The sequence below is a fragment of the Mycoplasmatota bacterium genome (assembly GCA_018394295.1).
Lineage (GTDB): Bacteria > Bacillota_I > Bacilli_A > Haloplasmatales > Haloplasmataceae > JAENYC01.
The window spans coordinates 3,021,768-3,041,317 of the sequence record CP074573.1 but is presented as its reverse complement, the minus strand read 5'-3'; the positions used below and the strand labels follow the sequence as shown (position 1 = coordinate 3,041,317).

The window sequence follows — 19,550 nt, the reverse complement described above, 5'->3', positions numbered from 1 at the left end:
TCTATACTAAGGTTTACTTATGCAGTAATACCAGAGCTTATAACATATATAAAGAATGCTATAGGTAAAAAGAAAAATATGCTACTCAAACATAAACTGACTTTAAACAATTTATTACCATTTGATTTTTTTAAATAACTCAAACTTAAAATTATTAATATTATTGATAAAAACCATGGTCCAAATATAGTTAAAATATACAGTCCATTCAATCCCATCTCATTAATAGTTTTTGTTGGAACCCACCAAAAAGATAACTCAATAGGATAAATTACTATACTTAATACTAACAATATAATACTTTCCTTCTTCATATAACTCATCTCCTTATTAATATATTTTACCACACATATAACAAAAAAGGCACCATCATCTGACAGCACCTTGGGATATTGATATCTTTACTAATTTACTATGTGCTTTAATACCAGCTATTGAGCTGGTATTTTTTAATTACAAATATCTTTGATTTGCGAAGTAAGTCCTCTCAATCCGTTTTCAAATTCTAAAGCAAATGGTGCGTTATATTCATTTCCTTTAACTAAACTCACTTCAGCGAAATATTTATCATCTAAAAATATACAAAGTTTATTTTCTTCCCATTTCAGTGTTGGTTGCATTCCAAAATTATTAAAAACAAACTCACAATCATATACATAATTTTTCTTTTTCATATCAACTAATACTGAATACAAAGTTAAAGTTTTATTTCCGTTTTCTAGTTTGGCAAACAAAAACAAGTCGTTATAATGTCTAATTATATCTACTGTCGAATCACTTGAAATGTATTGTTCAATTTCGATGTTGTTTGATAATTTCATAATTTCATTTATAACTTCTTTATTTATCTGTTGTCCATATGGAATGTATTCTTTCATTGAACTAATGATGTCATCGTTTAATCTACATACACCTACAGTATATCTTCTTTCACCTATATGTACTAGCTTAGCAGTTAATGTAATATTGTTCTTATTATGAAAAGTTTGAACATAAACATCACTGTTTTCTTTAAAAATCGATTCTAGTTTTACAACGCCTTGGAATTGATCATCAGCAATTATTCTCTTTTCGAATGTACTAATTAACAAGTTAATTTTAATGTAATATAAAATACTGTTATGTGATCTTTGAAGTAAGTAGACCATCTCAATGAATTCATTATCATTATCTAGGAAAACACAATTATCAATAGTTGCAGAAAACCTACTAAAATCTTCAAGGTCTACAATGTTATTAGTTATATATTCTACCAAAGATTCAATACTATCAAATTTCATTTTACCCTCCCTAACTTGAACTCGGTAGTGTAAAAGTTTTTCTTAAACCCTATACAAAACCTTATATATATATTATTTTTTATTATATAATGAGTTCCCCCCCTGTGTTTGGGAGGTTTCTCGTTATATTTTTTTAACCCTTTATATACAAAAAGATAGATACACCTGATATAATTTAATCACCACAAAAAAACTATAAGGAGTATCTATCATGGTTAAAATTATATCAGTTCTTTCAGTATTTTTAAAGTATTTAAACAAACTACTTTATAAATTTATTCTTTTTCTAGATTCACACATTATTTCTACACCTAGTTCTAAGTCATCTGGCACTTATTATGAACCTTTTAGGAAGTTCACTGTTGATGGTGAACCTATTATTCAGAAGGTTGAAAAGCTAGATTATCAAGAATTGCTTAATGTGTATTTTTTAAAGTACAATAAGCATCTCAAACCAGTTACTAGACGAAGGCCATCAAAACTTGATTTCAAAGGAAATTGCCCTATTTGTGGTGCTCCTCATGATTACATCTATGAAAATAATATTAAATCAAAACAGTTACTTTGTAAGGTATGTAGTCATACATTTACCTTGAATAATGATTTTCTTGAAAAGATTATTTTAAAATGTCCTCATTGTTCAAAGAACCTTGAAAGAATTAAAGACCGTAATAGTTATATTATTTATAAATGTAGACATAAGAAATGTTCCTTTTATTTAGATAAATTAAAGAAATTAACACCAGATCAATTAAAACAATTCAAAAAGAAACCAGGTAAATTTAAACTTCATTATATCTATCGTGCTTTCGATATTAACTTTGATTCCCTAGAACGTGACTCTATGTCTAATTTAAATATGAAGGTTGATTTAGCCAATATCAGACATTCTAAGCATACTCTAGGCTTAATCTTAACGTATTACGTTAACTACGGTTTGTCGAGTAGGAAAACTGCAGCTATCATGTATGATATTCACCAAGTTAAGATTTCCCATCAAACCGTGATGAATTATGCAAATAGTGTTTCTACAATGATTCGTCCCTTACTTGAAAATTACCCATATGATTTATCATCTGACCTTTGTGGGGATGAAACATATGTTAGGGTTAAGGGGAAGAAGCATTATATCTTCTTCTTCTCAGATAAAATTAAAAAGATTATTACTTCTTATCAAGTTTTTAGTAAACGTGATACTTTTTCAGCAGTCGTTTCACTATATCAAACATTCAAAAAATACACTGAACTACCTAAGAATTTGAAAGTAGTTGTGGATGGTAATCCTATTTACAACGTTGCATGGTCATACTTTAAAAGCATGAACATAAATTTCGATTTATTTCAAGTTATAGGACTCACTAATAACACGAAAACAGACAAGGATTACCGTCCATTTAAACAAGTAACTGAGCGTTTAAATAGAACTTTCAAAGACGATTATATCCAAATGAACGGATTTGGTAATATCAAGAGCGCTAATGCTTATATGGTCTTGTTTACAACGTTTTTTAACTTTCTAAGACCACATAAATCGTTAGGTTATAACCCACCTGTTAAATTAGAAGAGTTTGAGGATTTACCTCATATGCCAAGCAAATGGCTTTCTCTAATAGATATGAGTTACTCTTATATAAACTAATTTTTAACTAAGGAGTATCTCTATATAAGCGTATTTAAATATGCCTTTTTTATTTGCATATAATGATATAGTAAGATAAAACTGAGTATTGTAATCTAACATACTACAATTCCAGTTTTTTTTATTTTGGGTCATAGAGTTATCATGAGTTTTCATAATTTATTTGACACTACCTTGAACTCTTCTTAACAAGTTCAAATATACATTTTTCTTTAAATACACCTTAGGTGTAATACCAAATTTGCTTTTAAATTTTTTTATAAAGTATGATGATGAATTAAAGCCACATTTAAAAGCTGTGTCACTGATAGAATCATCTGTAGATTTAATATGCAAAATAGCTTCCGTAAACCTTCGGGTAATGATGTAATCTGGAATTGACATCCCTATTTTGGTGTTAAATTCTCTACTTAAATAATATTTTGAGTAGTTAAGTTCCTTCGCAATTTCATTTAAACTAATATCTAAAAACAAATTAGATTCAATATAATCTATAACTTTATACAATTTAATCATCTTATCACTTCCTTGTTGATCAACAATTAAAGTATAACATAGGTTAGTTTTTAAAAATGTAACTATATTGTTGTATTAAAAAGAGTGTTACTAAATAACACCATACTTGTCTTTACTAAACTGTAATGTTAAATTTCTTTAAAGTGTTTATTTACTAGTTCCTGGATAAAACTCTCGTAGCAAGCCAATATATCCACTTAACTTCTCAGTAGTTGGATTACCAAATTCAAATGTAGTACCATTACACTTGTTATATAATGTATCATGTAATGAATAAGACTTTCTAAATTTACACTCTCCATCATGATTATTGTGACATTTTCCACAATCACCATATTCACTAATGAATGCCTTTTGAATAAAATCTTCTGAATTCTCTATATACTCTTTATGTCTATTTATTTTATTCAAATATAACCTAAGTACAATACTTTCTTTACGGATGTATATTCTACTCACAATTTTTTTGCTTTTAATTCCTAATTTGGAATAAATGATCATGTATTTACCCCAACAATATCCAGGTCCAATTACATTTTTGTGTCCATATCCTAGTTTATTCATTTCTTTATTAAACTTAATTATAAATTCTTTGTCCTTATTACTAATTATATCAAATCTTTTTTCACATAATAACTCTCTCATTCACATCACTCCCTATGTTAAATACTAAGGTTTAGAAAAAGAATAAAAATTAACTCAACCTTCTTTAATATTTTACCACAGAAGTTAAAAAAGGCACTATCATCTTATAGTACCTTGGTATACTTAATATAGTTGTTCTTTATGGACTAGCTATAGTTGTCCTTACGATATTTAAATCACACTTTTTTTACTAATCACAAATGATATCTTTTATTCTATTTCTTTGAAGCTGCAAATTCTACTATTCGCCAATATTCATCATGCGGTATTTCATCTAATATTTCAGCAGTGATTGCATTGATTGAGTCAAGCATAAGTAGTGCTCTATACCTATAGTATCCACTTTTACTATTTTCATAGAAATATATAGCAATATTTTCATCAACAGTATTTCCTAGTTCGATATGTTCAATATAAGTCCACATCCATATTTCAAATTGATATTTACCTTTAGGACGTTTACCTTGTATTAATTGTTCTATTATATCTAAGTCATCATTTGTTTGTATGATTTCTCTTTTGGTCTCTTTCTTTTCTCATGTTGAAGTGAGTTTTGGTATTCTTCTCTCATTTTTTTAACTTTGTTGTGAGCATCACTAATGATTTGAAAATAACCTAGTTCTTTAACTACTGGCCAAAAGTATTTATAATCATTCTCACAGAGTTCAAATTCATCAATATTAGCTTCATGACCTTTTGTCTTACATAATTCCATAAATAGTTGCATTGCCAATTTTCCTAGATCATAATCATGATCCAGACATTTATGACAGAGACCTAAAAACAAATCTCTATTATATCTTGGATAATCACCTAGATCATATTTAGCAATAATCAATCTGGTCATTAAATATTCTTTTAATCCATTTACTAGGAATGAATAATCTGTTGATAAATGTAACAATATTGTAAAAGTCTTTTGAATGCTTTCATAATTAGTATTTGAGAACAAATTGTATTGTACTTTTTCTACAATCAGGTCCTTATTTTTACATAGAGAAATAGCTTCCAAATAATAATCAGGATTGCATCCTTCTGATTGGAAATTCAATCCAGTAAATGTACTACATATTGTTACAATTATTTCTTCATACTTTTCAGTATTTGGACTAATTTCTCTCAAAAACTGAAGAGCCTTTCCCCTACCATTTGAAAATAATTTTTTGAACGTATTTTTTTTCATCTAACCCTCCTATATAAGACTTTATATATCATATAAACCCTACTTATCGCTTAATGTCAAGGTAGTTGTCGCATATTTTTAATTTTTTTAAGAAGATTTTGTTTCTTCTTTTTCCAAAATTGATGATTTTTCTGGGTTTAACCAAACTATGTTTTCCACACTCCAATTTCTTATGTTTCTCGACCATCTTTCTGGGTGTTTAAGTTGTGCTTGTTCATAGACTTTAATTCGCTTTTTTAATATTTTATTAGATAAACCGGAATGCCTTTGATGTGGAGTTAAATATTTTATCCCACTATGAAGATGTTCATAGTTATACCAGTTTATAAACTGTAATGACCAAGTTCTTGCTTGTTTAATAGTCTCAAAGCCCTTATCTGGGTAACCTGGACAATATTTGAATGTTTTAAATATAGACTCCGCATAAGGATTATCATTACTTACTCTAGGTCTACTATTTGATGGAGTAATACCTAGTTGATAAAGGGTCTCTAAAAGAGTGGCTCCTTTCATCGGACTTCCATTGTCAGAATGAAGCACTAAAGGTTTTTTATGTAAAAGTATATTTTCTGCTAATACTGCTCTTTTAACTAGTTCACTAGCGTGTTGAGCAGATTGTTCAGACCATATTTCCCATCCTACTACTTTTCTACTAAATAAATCTAGGATCAAATATAAATAATAATATATCCCTTTTATTGGTCCTTTTAGATAAGTAATATCCCACATCCATACTTGATTAGGACCTGTGGCATAATGTGTTGATATAGGTCTATTTTGGGGCTTTTTAGTATTTCCTCTATGTTTTAGTTGTTTTTCTTCTCTTAAGATTCTATATATTGTTGATTCAGATGCTAAATATATTCCTTTATCAGCTAGGAGTGGCACAATTTCATTAGGAGATAAGTTTTTATATTCAGGCTGATTTACGACTTTTAAAATTTCTTCTCGTTCTTTTTTAGTTAATCTATTTTTGGGTACTTTTTTTTACTAATTGGTCTTTGATCTTCATTTGGTGATGAATCACTTCTCCATCGTTGAAGTGTTCGTAAACTAATTCCTATTTCTTCACATGCTTTTTCTTGTCTTGCTCCATTATCTACAGCTTCTCTTATCAGTGATATTGCTTTTTTGCGATCTGTGGCACTGATTAATCTTCCTCGTCTTCCCCCAAATCGCACTTGCCTTTTTTCTAAGTACAAGAAGGGCTGCTGCTTCTGCAAGTGCTGATTCTTTTCTTTGTAGTTCTTTATTTAATTTCTTAAGTTCTTGATTTTTTTCTCTTAACTGCTTTTGTAGATCTGTTGCTTGTTTAGCTACACCACCATTAGCCTGCATACATGCATCTCGCCATTCTTTAACTTGATTAACATATAGTCCTTTATTTCTACAATACTTAGATAATTCTACTTCACTTAATGTTGCAGTTTCTAAGACAATATGAAACTTATCTTGTGTACTCCATTCTTCTGATTTTAAAGGTTGTTCGTTAACAGGGATTCCATTTTCTTTCGCTTTCTTTTTCCAAGTAAAAAGTGTTATTTCTGGTATTCCTGATTCTCTTGATAATTCTTTGACTGATTCATTATGTGGTGGCATCATTCTTTGTATTAATGATAACTTATAATCCTTTGAGTATCTTGCCATAAAGTTGTTCTCCTTACTAAGTTATTAAATTTTATTTCAAGACAACTAGTTGTCTTGAAATAACTTACTATGTCTACTATACTATTTTTAGAGCTCCATGACAACTATTCTAACACAGAGGGTTATCTTTATGGTGTTGCTATTATATAATTTTCGATATAAAACAAACAATTCAAATATATGGATTATGATATATTCTTCATAAAAGCATTTTCGTAATCTCTATTGTGAATTTTCATTCTTAAACTCTCGAATCCTTCTGTAGAATGTACTACGAGATTTCAAGCCAAGAATCTCTTTCCCTTCTTTTTCGGTAATATCTTTTGATTTCATTCTTTCTATTACTTCTTCTAGTTTCGGAAGAGGTACATTAATTTTTTTTCTACCTCTATATACATGATTTCTCTTACTTTGTTGTATACCTTCACGTTGAAGGTTCTTCATTTTATTGTATTCATTAGAATATAAAGTATATATCAATGAATACATTTCAAATCTATTAGTATCATTAATGTTGTAATTATCAGTAATTAAATAAGCAGCTTTTGTAATGATTTGTAAAAAATTAGCCAAGATTTTGAAATTATTTTTACCTATATCCTAAGGTGACATTGCTATTTTGATACATTGCATCGTATATGCATATTTTTTTACTATTTTATACAATACAAAAGAAACCATCAACATGATAATTATACATCTAAATCACCCAATCTATGGAGAGATTTTTTTTTTAGACAGTTGGAATCCTATTACCAAAGTTTGTCCAATCGACATTATACTGATGGTAATTCAAACAAAAAAAAACCAAACTCTATCTTTACGTAAAAAAGATAAAAATTTGGAGGGTGCTGAAAATCTAGTCTATTTTCAGATAACTAATATTAAATAAAAAAAGTTAGAAATGATTTAACTTCATTTTCTAACTTTTTTATTGTTTCTATTAAAGAATGAGATATATTCTATCCCATTAGTGTTACAATTCTTTTCAAGTTTACTGCGAATATTGTCATTGCTGATTGTATCTGCATACCTAAAAGGCCATGGGATTGACATCTTTTATATCCATGACTATTTTTCAATTCAGAATTTTTAGCTTCTATCTTATACCTTTCTTTTGCTAATTCTTTGAATTCTTTACTTTCTTGAAATTTTTCATGTTCTGCATGAACATTATCCTTCTTTAATGTAACTGTATAAGATCTACTATCTTGTCCTTCTTTATATCCACATTCTTCTTTAAATGGACACGTTTTACATTTTTCTACATCAAAATAATGCGTTTCTCGCAATGGAGTTCCTTCTATCTCATGTTTATTTTTACCATGTAGTGCAACTCTAACTCCCATATGACCTGCTTTACATACATATCTTTTCGCATCTTTATTATATTCAAAATCCTCACATTTTCTTTTATTTCCTTTAGATACTGTTTTACTCAATTTTGAAACTAATTTAAATTCATTTTTTTTCGCATATTCTATTAGTTCTTTTTCTGAATACGCTCCATCCCCTATAAAAGCATCAACTTCAATTCCATTTTCTTTTGATTTCACATATAATTCTCTTGCTTGCTTTCCATCGTGTTTATCTCCACTTGTCACAACTGCCGCTGTGATAATTCGTTCTGGCACCATCGCGATATGTGTTTTATATCCAAAGAATGATGTATCAGCTGATTTATGTCCTACTTTTGCATCCTTTTCTACCATTGAATTTATTTCTTCAATATTATCATTTACTATTTCTTCTAATAAGTTTGTTTTTAATCTAATATTTTCTCTGATTAGTAAATTTTCATCATTTCTAATTAATTCAACTAATTCATTACAGTATTTTATATGATCGTCTATATTCTTTGATATTGGCTTTTCAGGCATCTTATCTTTATAACTTTCATCAGTCTTATATACTACTTTTCGTAAATTTTTTGATTTCTCTTCTAAGATTTCAAGTGGTGATTTATAATTAAACATACTATTTGTATGTGTTGAGTCTACTATTATTTGTTTTGATTTTATTAATCCTAAGTTTAGTGCTAGCTCTACTGTTTTTGAAATTAGTTTATCTAATAATTCTCCATCTTTTAATCGTAACTTTCTAAACTTTGTTAAACTTGTTGGATGGATAATATCTGTTTCTTCTGGAGCTATTTCTAAAAAATACTTATATGCCATATTTAATTGTGCTTGCTCAACTAAATCTCGGTCAGACATTGGATACATTACTTTTAATAATAATAATTTAAACATAAAAATAGGACATTTCGCTGTCGCTCCATTATCCTTTGTATATTTATCTTTTAATTCTTCATAAACAAATTCAAAATCCACTAATTCTTTAAATTTTCTTAATATATGATTCTTTGGAACCACAATATCATACAACTTACTGTATGGACTTAAGACAAGTTCTTTATTAGGTAGCATACTATCACCAATTTCAAATTATTTTCTACCTTCATTATATCATTTTTCACTTTCTTTTCGTTGTATTTATATGAAAAAAGGAAGAATAATTAATATACTCTTCCCAATTCATAATTTGATGAGACTTTTTCAGCAGCCTCAAAATTTGGGCTTTTTATTTTAGCCAAAAACTAAATACTGCTATATAACAAAATAAAAGTCACTATAGTGAATATATCACTGTTAACAATTTAATATACTGAATTTAGGTTGTATATATAAAACTGCTTTTGCATCAACTTATTTTAACTAAGATGACAAAATTTTCTTTACAGTGTTGTTATATTTATATATATCTTATTTTATTCATACCTTAACCATGATTCATAAACAAACCCATAGCTATCAACATTAATTACATAAATATTTTCACCTAATAGCAATTCATGTACTAAACTTTTGTTCCCATTACTATATGTTGAATTTATTTTTACTTTACAATATAGACCATCCTCGTGTGCACTGAAAAATAAAACATCATCGTAAGTATATAAAGTACTCTCTTTAATCAACTGATTGTTCTTATCATATTCATAAACTTCAATACTAGAATATGAAAACTTATAATTTATGTGTACTTTATAGGTTACATCAACACTATTCACAGTAAAAAAGTTATTATAATCATCTTCATATTCACCACTATAAGTATATATTGGAGGATTTTTTAAATCGACGATATCAACCATCTCAATTCCCTCAGAAGTTATCAGTCCTATCTCAAGATCATTTATAATTTTCAATTCATTTATATATACATAAATATCATAAACTTCTGCTCGATATATATCTTCTAGAATGAATTCTACATCGTATTCAAGATTTGTTCTATTAGCCACATCATCAGCTATAAATAATTTAACACCCCATTTTTCATATAAATCATTGATGTTATTGTAATCTTCCCCAGTATAACTAACAAAAATACCTAGTAAACTGCTATGAACTTTTGAATCGATAACTTTTATTTTATAAAATTCATTTGTATTTGGATCGTATCTTATTCGAACTTTATCATCGACTTTTAGGTCTACATAATTTATTATATTATCTCTGTTGTCAAGTATCTCAACGTCTGATGTATGCACACTAAAGACAGGCAATTCTAGATCAGTTAAAGTAGTACTAAAGTATACTTTACCATTTTCATTATCAACTTCTTTAATATACGCATACTCTGTTTGAATTGCTGGAACATACTCCTCATTCCTTTTTGAATTTATATAACCAACAATTGGAATACTTATTGCTAATATACTAATTACTATAGAAACCCAACGGTACCTAGCTTTCTTCTTATTAGATATAGCTTGTTCTATCGCAATAGATTTTACAGAATCATTATCGATTAAATCATTGATACTACAATCTAACAACGTAGCTAATCTTTCTATACTTTTTATATCTGGGATTGTTTTTCCTTGCTCCCATCTTGAAACACATTGTCTAGTAACGTATAATCCATCAGCAATTTCTTGTTGAGTCATTCCTTTAATGTCTCTTAATCTTCTAATGTTTTCATTAATTGTATTCATCTTGTATCACCCCTACCTACTATTTTACATATAAGCATTAACAAATCAAGCAATTCAAAAGCAACAGTATGTTTACATGATAAAATTGCCAATTATAGCACTTTTTATTGAACACCCTGCTTTTTTTTACGTTACACTATTTAAGAATAGTTTTCTCTAATGTATTTATGTTATTCCAAAACTTCAAGAGTCCCTCTTTCTCATAATCATCTTTAGTAAGTATTCTTGGATCAGAATTATAATAATCAATTACTACATTAGCAATTCTTTTTATTTCACTAACATAATTGCTTTTACTTAGAGTAACAGATACCTTATTTTCAGCTGTAAAATAACATTATTTTCTATGTGTTCCACATTGATATCAATTTTCAAAAATCTATTAATACAACTCAGTAAACTGATTAGCATAAGGAAAAAATACTATTTAATCTAAAAATTATATTATCAATTATATTATTTTATAAATATTTCTAATAATAATAGAGTATTTATTTTAAGCTGTTAATCAATATGATAAAATATAAATAAAAAAGGAGAATACGATGAATATTATCTTAGCGAGTAATTCCCCTAGAAGAAGAGAATTACTACAGTATATCACAAATGATTTTACTGTAGTTGTTAGTCATGTAGATGAGACCTATGATAAAAATTTACTACCACAAGAAATTGTATTGTATCTATCAAAACTAAAAGCCCAAGCGGTTAGTCAGAATCATCCTCAAGATTTAATCATCGGTTGTGATACCATTGTTTGTTTAGAGGATAAAATTTTAGAAAAACCAGTAAATGAAGACGATGCTTATAAAATGTTGAAACGATTATCAGGTAAGACTCATCAGGTAATCACTGGTGTAACACTTATACACAGTACTGAGATTGAGAGTTTTTATACATCAACCGATGTTGCTTTCTATGATTTAAATGATGAAGAAATAAACGATTATATAAAAACAAAAGAACCTTTTGATAAAGCAGGGGCTTATGGGATACAGGGATATGCATCTAAGTTTGTTAAAGAGATAAAAGGGGATTATTTTACAGTTGTTGGTTTACCTGTTGGTACATTATATCAAAGATTAAAAAAAATTACCTAAAAGGTAATTTTTTTATTATATACTATTTAATAAATCTGTAAGTTCATCTTCAGAATATTGATACTTTTCATTACAGAAATGACATACAACCTCAGCTGATTTATCTTCATCAATAATTTGTTTTAACTCATCTTTACCTAAACTTACTAAACCAGAAGCAAATCTTTCTTTACTACAATGACAAACAAAATGAATATCTAATGAAGAAAGTATTGTATAAGGTTCATCCTTACATATTTCCTTAACAATATCTTCAGGAGTATACCCTTCATTAATCATTTCAGAAACAGATTTTATTGATGCGATTGTTTTTTCTAATTGGGAAATTGTTTCTTCAGTAGCATCAGGCATTACCTGAATAATAAATCCACCAGCAGCCAAAACAGAGTTATCCGTTTCAACTAAAACCCCACACCCAACAGAAGACGGTGTTTGTTCTGACTTCGCAAAATAATACGTAAAATCTTGTCCCAATTCACCACTTATAATATCAACCGATGAAACAAAAAAATCTTTCATCCCCAAGTCCTTGATTACTTGAATTTCACCTTTTGTTCCTACTGCTTGACTTACATTTAATTTTCCATTTGGATATTGAAAATGAACTTCAGGATTACTAACATACCCTTTAACTTCACCTCTAGCATTCGCATCAACTAATATTTCCCCAATGGGTCCATCGCCCTTAACTTTTATCGTAAGACTTTCTTTTCCTTTTAACATCGCTCCCATCATTGAACCTACCACTAGAGTTCTTCCTAAAGCAGCTGATGCAGTTGGCCAGGTTTGATGTCTTCTTTGTGCTTCTTGTACTGTATAAGTCGCATTAACCGCAAAGATTCTTACTTTTTCATCAAATGAAGTGGCTCTTACTAAATAATCTCTCATATTGACTCCTTTAATATTATTCTCGCTATTATTTTATCATATTTTCAAAAAAAATTACAAAAAAGAAAGAAAATCCCTTAAGTTATCCTTAAGGGATTAATCATTAAAAGTCTACTTTATCATCCTTCTTAGGTTCTTCTTCTTTTTCAACTTTTTCTTTTTCTGCTTTTTCTTTTTCTGCTTTTTTAATTTCTTCTAATTCTTTTTTATCTTGGGCTTTCTTTTCATCCCACCACTTTACTTTACCAGTTTCAACTAATTCTTCGATATCTTCTCTTGTTAATGTTTCCATTTCGATTAATTGATTTGCGATAAGATCTAATAATTCACGATTTTCTTTAATCGCAACTTGCGCACGTTCGTAACATTCATCAATAATACGACGTACTTCTTTATCAATCTCTAAAGCAATCTGACCTGAGAAGTTTCTATCTTTCATATAGTCTCTACCTAAGAAAACATTTCCTGAACGTTGTTCGTACTGAACAGGTCCTAAACTAGACATACCGAATTCAGTAACCATCGCACGAGCAATTTTAGTTGCTTTCTCAAAGTCGTTATGAGCTCCTGTTGTGATTTCACTAAAGACAATCTCTTCAGCAACACGACCACCTAAAAGACCTGTAATTTGATCTAATAAGTCTTGTTTTGTTTGAACAAATTTTTCTTCTTCAGGAAGCATTAAATTATATCCGCCTGCTTGTCCACGAGGAATAATCGTTACTTTATGTACAATTTCCGCATTATCTAACTTAAGGCCAATAACTGCATGACCTGCTTCATGGAATGCGACAATTTCTTTATCTCTTTTAGAGTATTTACGACTCTTTTTCGCTGGTCCCATTAATACTCTATCCATCGCTTCATCAATATCTTGCATTTCAATAACCTTACGATTATATCTTGCTGCTAGTAACGCTGACTCATTTAATAAGTTCTCTAAATCAGCACCACTAAATCCTGGTGTTCGTTTAGCAACTTCTGATAATTGCACTGTTGGTGCGAATTTTTTATTTCTTGAATGAACTTTTAAGATTTCTTCGCGTCCTTTAACATCTGGATTTGTTACCATAATTTGACGGTCAAAACGACCTGGACGTAATAAAGCTGGGTCTAAAACATCCGGACGGTTTGTCGCAGCCATAACGATAACGCCAGTATTAGAACCAAATCCATCCATCTCAGCAAGTAACTGATTAAGTGTTTGTTCACGCTCATCATGTCCACCACCTAATCCAGCACCTCTTTGACGACCAACTGCATCAATCTCATCTATAAAGATTATACATGGGGCATTTTGTTTAGCTGTTTTGAACATGTCACGTACACGGCTTGCACCAACCCCAACAAACATTTCAACAAAGTCAGAACCTGAAATCGAATAAAATGGCACATTCGCTTCTCCTGCACTTGCTCTTGCTAATAATGTTTTACCTGTCCCTGGAGGCCCTGATAATAAGACACCTTTTGGAATTCTAGCACCAAGTTCATTATATTTTTTCGGATTTTTAAGAAAATCAATAATTTCAACCAATTCTTCTTTTTCTTCTTCTTGACCAGCAACATCTTTAAATGTTACTTCTTTTGATTTATTTAATTTAGCGCGAGATCTCGCAAAATCAAATGCTTTATTATTACCTCCAGCATTTTTAAAGAAAATAAATGCAAATATACCAATTAATAAAATTGGGAATAAGAATGATAATATCGTGAAGAATCCACCATAAGATTTCGCTGGTTGGACTTCCATACTAATATTCTTATCTAATGCTGCTTGTTCAATATGTTCTAAAGCATATGGACCATATAGTTTTGCTTCATAAACAATATTTTTATCTGTAGTTTTCATACGGAGATAGTGAATATTACTATTATAATCACCTGTTTGCGGTGAAAAGGTTATCTCAGTAATTTTTATTTCATTCGTTTCATTATTTTCTATTAATGATATAACTTCATTATAATTTTTTTCTTGTACTGTTCCATGGTCCCTCATTATATAAACAATGATGAGAAAAACCACTGAAATGGCAAGGAAATAAACTAAATAGCCACTCCAGCCATTATTTGGTTTTTTCTTAATTGCGTTTGCCATTTTTAAACCTCCTTACTTTGAATACACTTCTTCTTTTAAGACTCCTATATATGGTAAATTTCTATAATATTCATCATAATCTAAACCATATCCAACCACAAATTCCTTAGGGATTACAAACCCTACATAATCTGGTTCAAGTGTGACTAAACGTCCTTCTGGTTTATCTAATAATGTTACTATTTTTACGCTATTAGCACCTTTAACAGTTAACATTTCTATAACTTTCTTCAATGTTTTACCAGTATCAACTATATCTTCAGCGATTAGAATATCGCATCCATTAATTGAAGCATCTAAATCTTTATTGACCCGTACATGTCCTGTTGATGAGGTTCCTCCATGATAACTAGAAACAGACATATAATCAAGTCGCATTGGAATTGAAATATGTTTAGCTAGGTCACTAATAAAAGGAACACATCCTTTCAATAAACCAATGACTACAAGGTTTTTACCTTTATAATCACGAGAAATAATCCCACCTAATTCCTTGCATTTATCCGCAATCGCTTCTTGACTGACTAATACTTTTTTTATATCTTGATGCATTATTTACCTCCATCAATTTAAAACTTCAATTAATATCATTTCATCACATGGAGTATATTGATTGAAGTTATATTTTTGTATTCCAATCACCCATAATATATTTCCGTCCTTGTCCACTAATAAAGGCCAAGTTTTACGTAAATTAATTGGAATTTTCGCATCTATAAATAATCGATTTACCTTTTTTCTACCTATTTTAGTCTTAATAAAATCGCCTTGTTTTCTTGTTCTTACAACAAATGGCCATATAATCCTATTATAACATAAAATTAACGATTTGTTATTGATTTTTGCTTTTTCTTCAAGTTTTTTAACACGAAGTTTCATCCCATTTGGGAGTTCGTAATCTTTAAATTCATCAATTACAAGTTCATATTCTTCGTATTCTCTTTGTCCAACTTCAAATATTAACTTATCATATTCTTTTACACAATATAAATTTTTACCTAAATCAAAGGTTACATTTGGTTTATTATTATTTATTATATTTAATAAATTTTTCACCTTTTCATAAGTTAAATAAAAAGGATCTTGATACACTTCATTAACAACTGCTAATAATATCACACGAATTAATGCTATATGAGTATTTCTTAATTTATTAAGGTCTAGTATTATTCTATCTTTTTCAGAAGAAATTATCATTTCTTTCATTAATATTTTCGCATTTTGTTTTAAAAAATCATCAACTTCAGATAGTTGGTCATGAAATTGCATAATTTTATGATTAAAATCAGGCTGTATTTCTTTAAAAAGTGGAATAATTCGGTTTCTAATATGATTTCTAGTATATTTATTAGTTAAATTTGATGAATCAATCGCATATGGAACCTGATTAGTTTCACAATAATCTATAATTTCACTCTTTTTTACATCAAGAAATGGTCGAACAACAGTGATATTTTTTTCTATTTCAAAACAATTTTTCATTCCCAAATAACCATTAATATGACTTCCTCTAGTTATCTTAAATAAAATCGTTTCAATCTGGTCATCCTCATGATGTGCTAAAACAATTTTATTAGCATTCAATTTCTTTGTCAAATCCACAAAAAAATTATACCGATAATTTCTAGCTTCTTCATGAAAATTATTACTTCCACTTTTCCTAAAATGACCTACATAAAAAGGAATATGATGTTTATCACAATAATCACGAATCATTAATTCTTCTTTTTGATTCTCTTCTTTTCTTGTATGATGATTTATATGGGCAACAAAGAGACTTAAATTATATTTACTTTGTATAGATATTAAAAAATGAAGTAATCCCATTGAATCAGGTCCTCCAGAGACACCTACTATTAAACAATCATTTAAACCAATACAATTATCTTCTTTTATCATTTGTTCATTAAGCATTCTATCACCATATTTGTATTTCATATAGTTATTATAAGACTATATTTAAAAAAGTCAAGAAATCCTTGACTTTATTATTATTCTTTTTATCTAGAAATATATGTTAAACTTAAGCACTTATTTTATTTTTGCTTGGGTTTACCTTAATCACAATCGCTGTCATATCGTCTATTATTTTTCCACCAAACTCTGTAATTGCTGCTCTAATGATATCATGTGCCATTTGTATTGAAGAGGTTCTTATCATCTGAGCGATAATTTTTTCAAATTTATTTATATTATTAAAACGTTCAACCACGCCATCACTTACAACAACGACAATATCATTCGGTTCTAAATCAAAGGTTATTTTATCAACTTCTTTAGATATACCCATCGGTAAATTATCATTATTAATACATATCACTTTATTTCCTCTAATAATAAAACTTGGAGCACTTCCAATTTTATAAAAATCAATTGTTCCTGAACTTTTATTAATCGTTATATAATCTAGCGTCGAGAAACGCTCATTATATTCTTTTAATGACAATAATGTATTGATAATAGATACAGCTGTATGATCATCTGCTCCTGTTGTCAACATTTTATTTAATAATTCTAAAGTGCTTTTACTTTCAATATAAGCAGAATACCCATTTCCCATCCCATCACTTAAAGCAATAACTGTATTACCATTATGCATATCACTTTTCAAAAAATTATCTCCTGATATCCTAGAACCATCTTTACCAATATAACTTGTACCAAATTCTAAATCAAAAATTTGTTTAGATATAATTTTAATCTTTTCTGTACTCTTGCCTTTCTTCGTGGTCACTAACTCAACTTCTTCTTTTAATAAATCATTTATTAAGTTACAAATTACATGATCATATCTTTCTTCATAATCCTTTATCCCCAAATCAATATCTACATTTTTCTTTTTAATACTATTTACTTTTAAATAAGAAATATTCATACCTAATTTATTCATTTTATCACGCATCTTTTCAATTTTTATGGTTTCACTCTCATAATCCGTATTCACTTCTATCGCATAATCCTGTAATATACGTGATAGTCCTTCTAATTGTGATTGAAATACCATATTACTATTACTTTGCTTAATATTGCCTAGTAAATATTCTTGATTTAGTTCTATTGCGGTATTGATTATATCAAAGGCATTCAAACAAAACATACCAAATAAATCTAAGAAACGTTTTTTATCTGTACTTAAGATATTTTCCCCTTCTTTTAACAATTGATTAAAATAGTTATAAGTTTTAATATGATTGGTATTCAAACACAATTCTTTTTTTAAACAATTTTTACAATGCTTGTCTATCATCTCATCAATCGCTTCATCAATTTTAACTAATTCATTATTTGTTTCTAGTGATTTATTCGCAAATGCATTAAATAATTCCGCAAAATTTAATAATCTTTGCGAAACATCTTCGCGAAAATTTTCTACATATATTTGGTAATACTTAGATTCTTCATACTTAGGTATTAATAGGTTTGCAAATTTATGATTAAAATAAAAACTAGTAATATAAAAAATTGTTGTTGAAACTGCTACACTAATAAATAGATACAAAATATCCCCGGATAGATAACCAAAGTAATACATAAGAGGCGATATAATATAAAAGGTGAATGTTTTAAGATAAATATTATTATGAGGTAGTAAAGCAGAAATTAATCCTAGAAAAGGAATGATTTCAATCCCTGTTATATTTAATTTAGAATAAGATAAAATAAAATAAATAATTAAAGAATAACCTACTGTATTTGCTTTAGATGTCGTTAATCCTAATAACATAATTAATAATAAGGTAAAAATAAAACCAATATTTAGAAACTCTAAGCTAAAAGTAAATAAACCAAGAGATAGATTTAATGCTATCGTTAGAACACCTATTATTTCTTCTTTGAAAAAGAAATCTTTTTTATGTTGGTTTATTTCTATTGCTTTATCATAAATCGTAAAAAATATAAAATTAAATAATATAATAAATACACAATAGATTATATTTAATTCAATAAAATTAAAGATAGTATTAATACAATAAGACATGAGTGAAACTAAAGTTAGAATGAAAAAGTTTAAGGCTTTTTTATTCTCCTTATGAATTAATAAACTTAAAGGGACTAAAGCTGAAATAACCGATAATGAAAGTTCTAGATCAATCAAAAGGGATACACTACTAATCGCAATCATTGAGTAATAAGCTAATTTCTTATATAATTGAAGCATAGAACATAAAAGGGGCAGCAAAAAAACTGCTCCTAATTTATAATTAATTGACAATGCTAAAATCGAAAAAACAAATGACAAACATACTTTTTTCAACATATCTTTTGATACTATCTCTCTTTTTTCATTTGTCATTTCTTTATTCATCTTTTCATTTAGTGCTAATAGTGTTTGACTCATATAAATCTCTCCCTATTTATTCTGTGATTTTTATTATAAATAATCAAGGTCTATTAATCTGTTGAAATATGGGAGAAATAAATTTTTTTATTTTAACGTGCTTTTTGCCGCAGAAAATATTCTAATTATTACCATATATATAAGATAATTGCTCACTAACAATCAGATAAGTCGCATAAAATAGTAATAAATAGATTAGCATGAAAAAGAATATC

19 protein-coding genes are annotated in these 19,550 nt (G+C 28.4%); 2 read left to right on the top strand and 17 right to left on the bottom strand.

The genetic code is table 11. From position 1 onward, the window contains the following. Positions 1–17: 17 nt before the first annotated feature. Positions 18–314 (bottom strand): hypothetical protein, encoded by a 297-nt coding sequence (locus KHQ81_14450; protein QVK18006.1) that lies wholly within the window; start codon positions 312–314, stop codon positions 18–20. Between the two features lie 135 nt (positions 315–449). After that, positions 450–1,280 carry a hypothetical protein gene (locus KHQ81_14445; protein ID QVK18005.1) on the bottom strand — a complete coding sequence of 277 codons (831 nt, stop codon included), beginning with the start codon at positions 1,278–1,280 and terminating at the stop codon, positions 450–452. 211 nt (positions 1,281–1,491) lie between these two features. Here KHQ81_14445 and KHQ81_14440 point away from each other — a divergent pair, with 211 nt between their 5' ends. Further along, entirely contained in the window at positions 1,492–2,919 is a 1,428-nt protein-coding gene (locus KHQ81_14440; GenBank protein ID QVK18004.1) for a DDE-type integrase/transposase/recombinase, read from the top strand. Positions 2,920–3,078: 159 nt separating this feature from the next. Here the strand turns inward: KHQ81_14440 and KHQ81_14435 are convergent, their stop codons facing one another. From KHQ81_14435 to KHQ81_14390, 10 genes are all read right to left on the bottom strand, one after another. After that, entirely contained in the window at positions 3,079–3,435 is a 357-nt protein-coding gene (locus tag KHQ81_14435; GenBank protein ID QVK18003.1) for a helix-turn-helix transcriptional regulator, read from the bottom strand. Positions 3,436–3,582: 147 nt separating this feature from the next. After that, the gene (locus KHQ81_14430) at positions 3,583–4,080 is read right to left on the bottom strand and encodes a hypothetical protein (protein QVK18002.1); all 498 of its coding nucleotides are present in this window, start codon (positions 4,078–4,080) and stop codon (positions 3,583–3,585) included. A gap of 215 nt (positions 4,081–4,295) precedes the next feature. Continuing rightward, complete coding sequence (locus KHQ81_14425) at positions 4,296–4,505, bottom strand: hypothetical protein (GenBank protein QVK18001.1); 210 nt, start codon at positions 4,503–4,505, stop codon at positions 4,296–4,298. 62 nt (positions 4,506–4,567) lie between these two features. Next, positions 4,568–5,263, bottom strand: a complete 696-nt coding sequence (locus KHQ81_14420) for a hypothetical protein (GenBank protein QVK18000.1) — start codon at positions 5,261–5,263, stop codon at positions 4,568–4,570. An 87-nt stretch (positions 5,264–5,350) separates the two neighbouring features. Then, a complete protein-coding gene (locus tag KHQ81_14415; GenBank protein QVK19658.1) occupies positions 5,351–6,205 on the bottom strand; it encodes an IS3 family transposase in 855 nt (284 codons plus the stop codon). A 20-nt stretch (positions 6,206–6,225) separates the two neighbouring features. Next, a complete protein-coding gene (locus tag KHQ81_14410) occupies positions 6,226–6,444 on the bottom strand; it encodes a helix-turn-helix domain-containing protein (protein ID QVK17999.1) in 219 nt (72 codons plus the stop codon). Further along, positions 6,359–6,910 (bottom strand): transposase, encoded by a 552-nt coding sequence (locus KHQ81_14405; GenBank protein QVK17998.1) that lies wholly within the window; start codon positions 6,908–6,910, stop codon positions 6,359–6,361. Before KHQ81_14405 ends, KHQ81_14410 begins: the two co-directional genes overlap by 86 nt. Before the next feature lie 222 nt (positions 6,911–7,132). Next, positions 7,133–7,483 carry a hypothetical protein gene (locus KHQ81_14400; GenBank protein ID QVK17997.1) on the bottom strand — a complete coding sequence of 117 codons (351 nt, stop codon included), beginning with the start codon at positions 7,481–7,483 and terminating at the stop codon, positions 7,133–7,135. 389 nt (positions 7,484–7,872) lie between these two features. Continuing rightward, positions 7,873–9,339, bottom strand: a complete 1,467-nt coding sequence (locus KHQ81_14395; GenBank protein QVK17996.1) for an IS1182 family transposase — start codon at positions 9,337–9,339, stop codon at positions 7,873–7,875. A gap of 341 nt (positions 9,340–9,680) precedes the next feature. Then, on the bottom strand, positions 9,681–10,913 hold the full coding sequence (locus KHQ81_14390) for a helix-turn-helix transcriptional regulator (protein QVK17995.1): 1,233 nt from the start codon (positions 10,911–10,913) through the stop codon (positions 9,681–9,683). Positions 10,914–11,458: 545 nt separating this feature from the next. On the opposite strand from KHQ81_14390, the gene maf reads away from it, so the two are divergent. Continuing rightward, complete coding sequence (gene maf / locus KHQ81_14385) at positions 11,459–12,013, top strand: septum formation inhibitor Maf (GenBank protein ID QVK17994.1); 555 nt, start codon at positions 11,459–11,461, stop codon at positions 12,011–12,013. Between the two features lie 15 nt (positions 12,014–12,028). Here the strand turns inward: maf and hslO are convergent, their stop codons facing one another. The 5 genes from hslO to KHQ81_14360 all read right to left on the bottom strand — a co-directional run bounded on the left by hslO (position 12,029) and on the right by KHQ81_14360 (position 19,335). Then, positions 12,029–12,901 (bottom strand): Hsp33 family molecular chaperone HslO, encoded by an 873-nt coding sequence (gene hslO, locus KHQ81_14380; protein QVK17993.1) that lies wholly within the window; start codon positions 12,899–12,901, stop codon positions 12,029–12,031. A 103-nt stretch (positions 12,902–13,004) separates the two neighbouring features. Continuing rightward, on the bottom strand, positions 13,005–14,996 hold the full coding sequence (ftsH, locus tag KHQ81_14375) for an ATP-dependent zinc metalloprotease FtsH (GenBank protein ID QVK17992.1): 1,992 nt from the start codon (positions 14,994–14,996) through the stop codon (positions 13,005–13,007). A 12-nt stretch (positions 14,997–15,008) separates the two neighbouring features. Beyond that, positions 15,009–15,551, bottom strand: coding sequence for a hypoxanthine phosphoribosyltransferase (gene hpt, locus KHQ81_14370; GenBank protein ID QVK19657.1), 543 nt, complete (start codon positions 15,549–15,551; stop codon positions 15,009–15,011). Positions 15,552–15,560: 9 nt separating this feature from the next. After that, on the bottom strand, positions 15,561–16,910 hold the full coding sequence (gene tilS, locus KHQ81_14365) for a tRNA lysidine(34) synthetase TilS (protein ID QVK17991.1): 1,350 nt from the start codon (positions 16,908–16,910) through the stop codon (positions 15,561–15,563). 109 nt (positions 16,911–17,019) lie between these two features. Next, positions 17,020–19,335: a SpoIIE family protein phosphatase gene (locus KHQ81_14360; GenBank protein QVK17990.1), complete on the bottom strand. Its 2,316-nt coding sequence runs from the start codon at positions 19,333–19,335 to the stop codon at positions 17,020–17,022. Between the last annotated feature and the right edge of the window lie 215 nt (positions 19,336–19,550).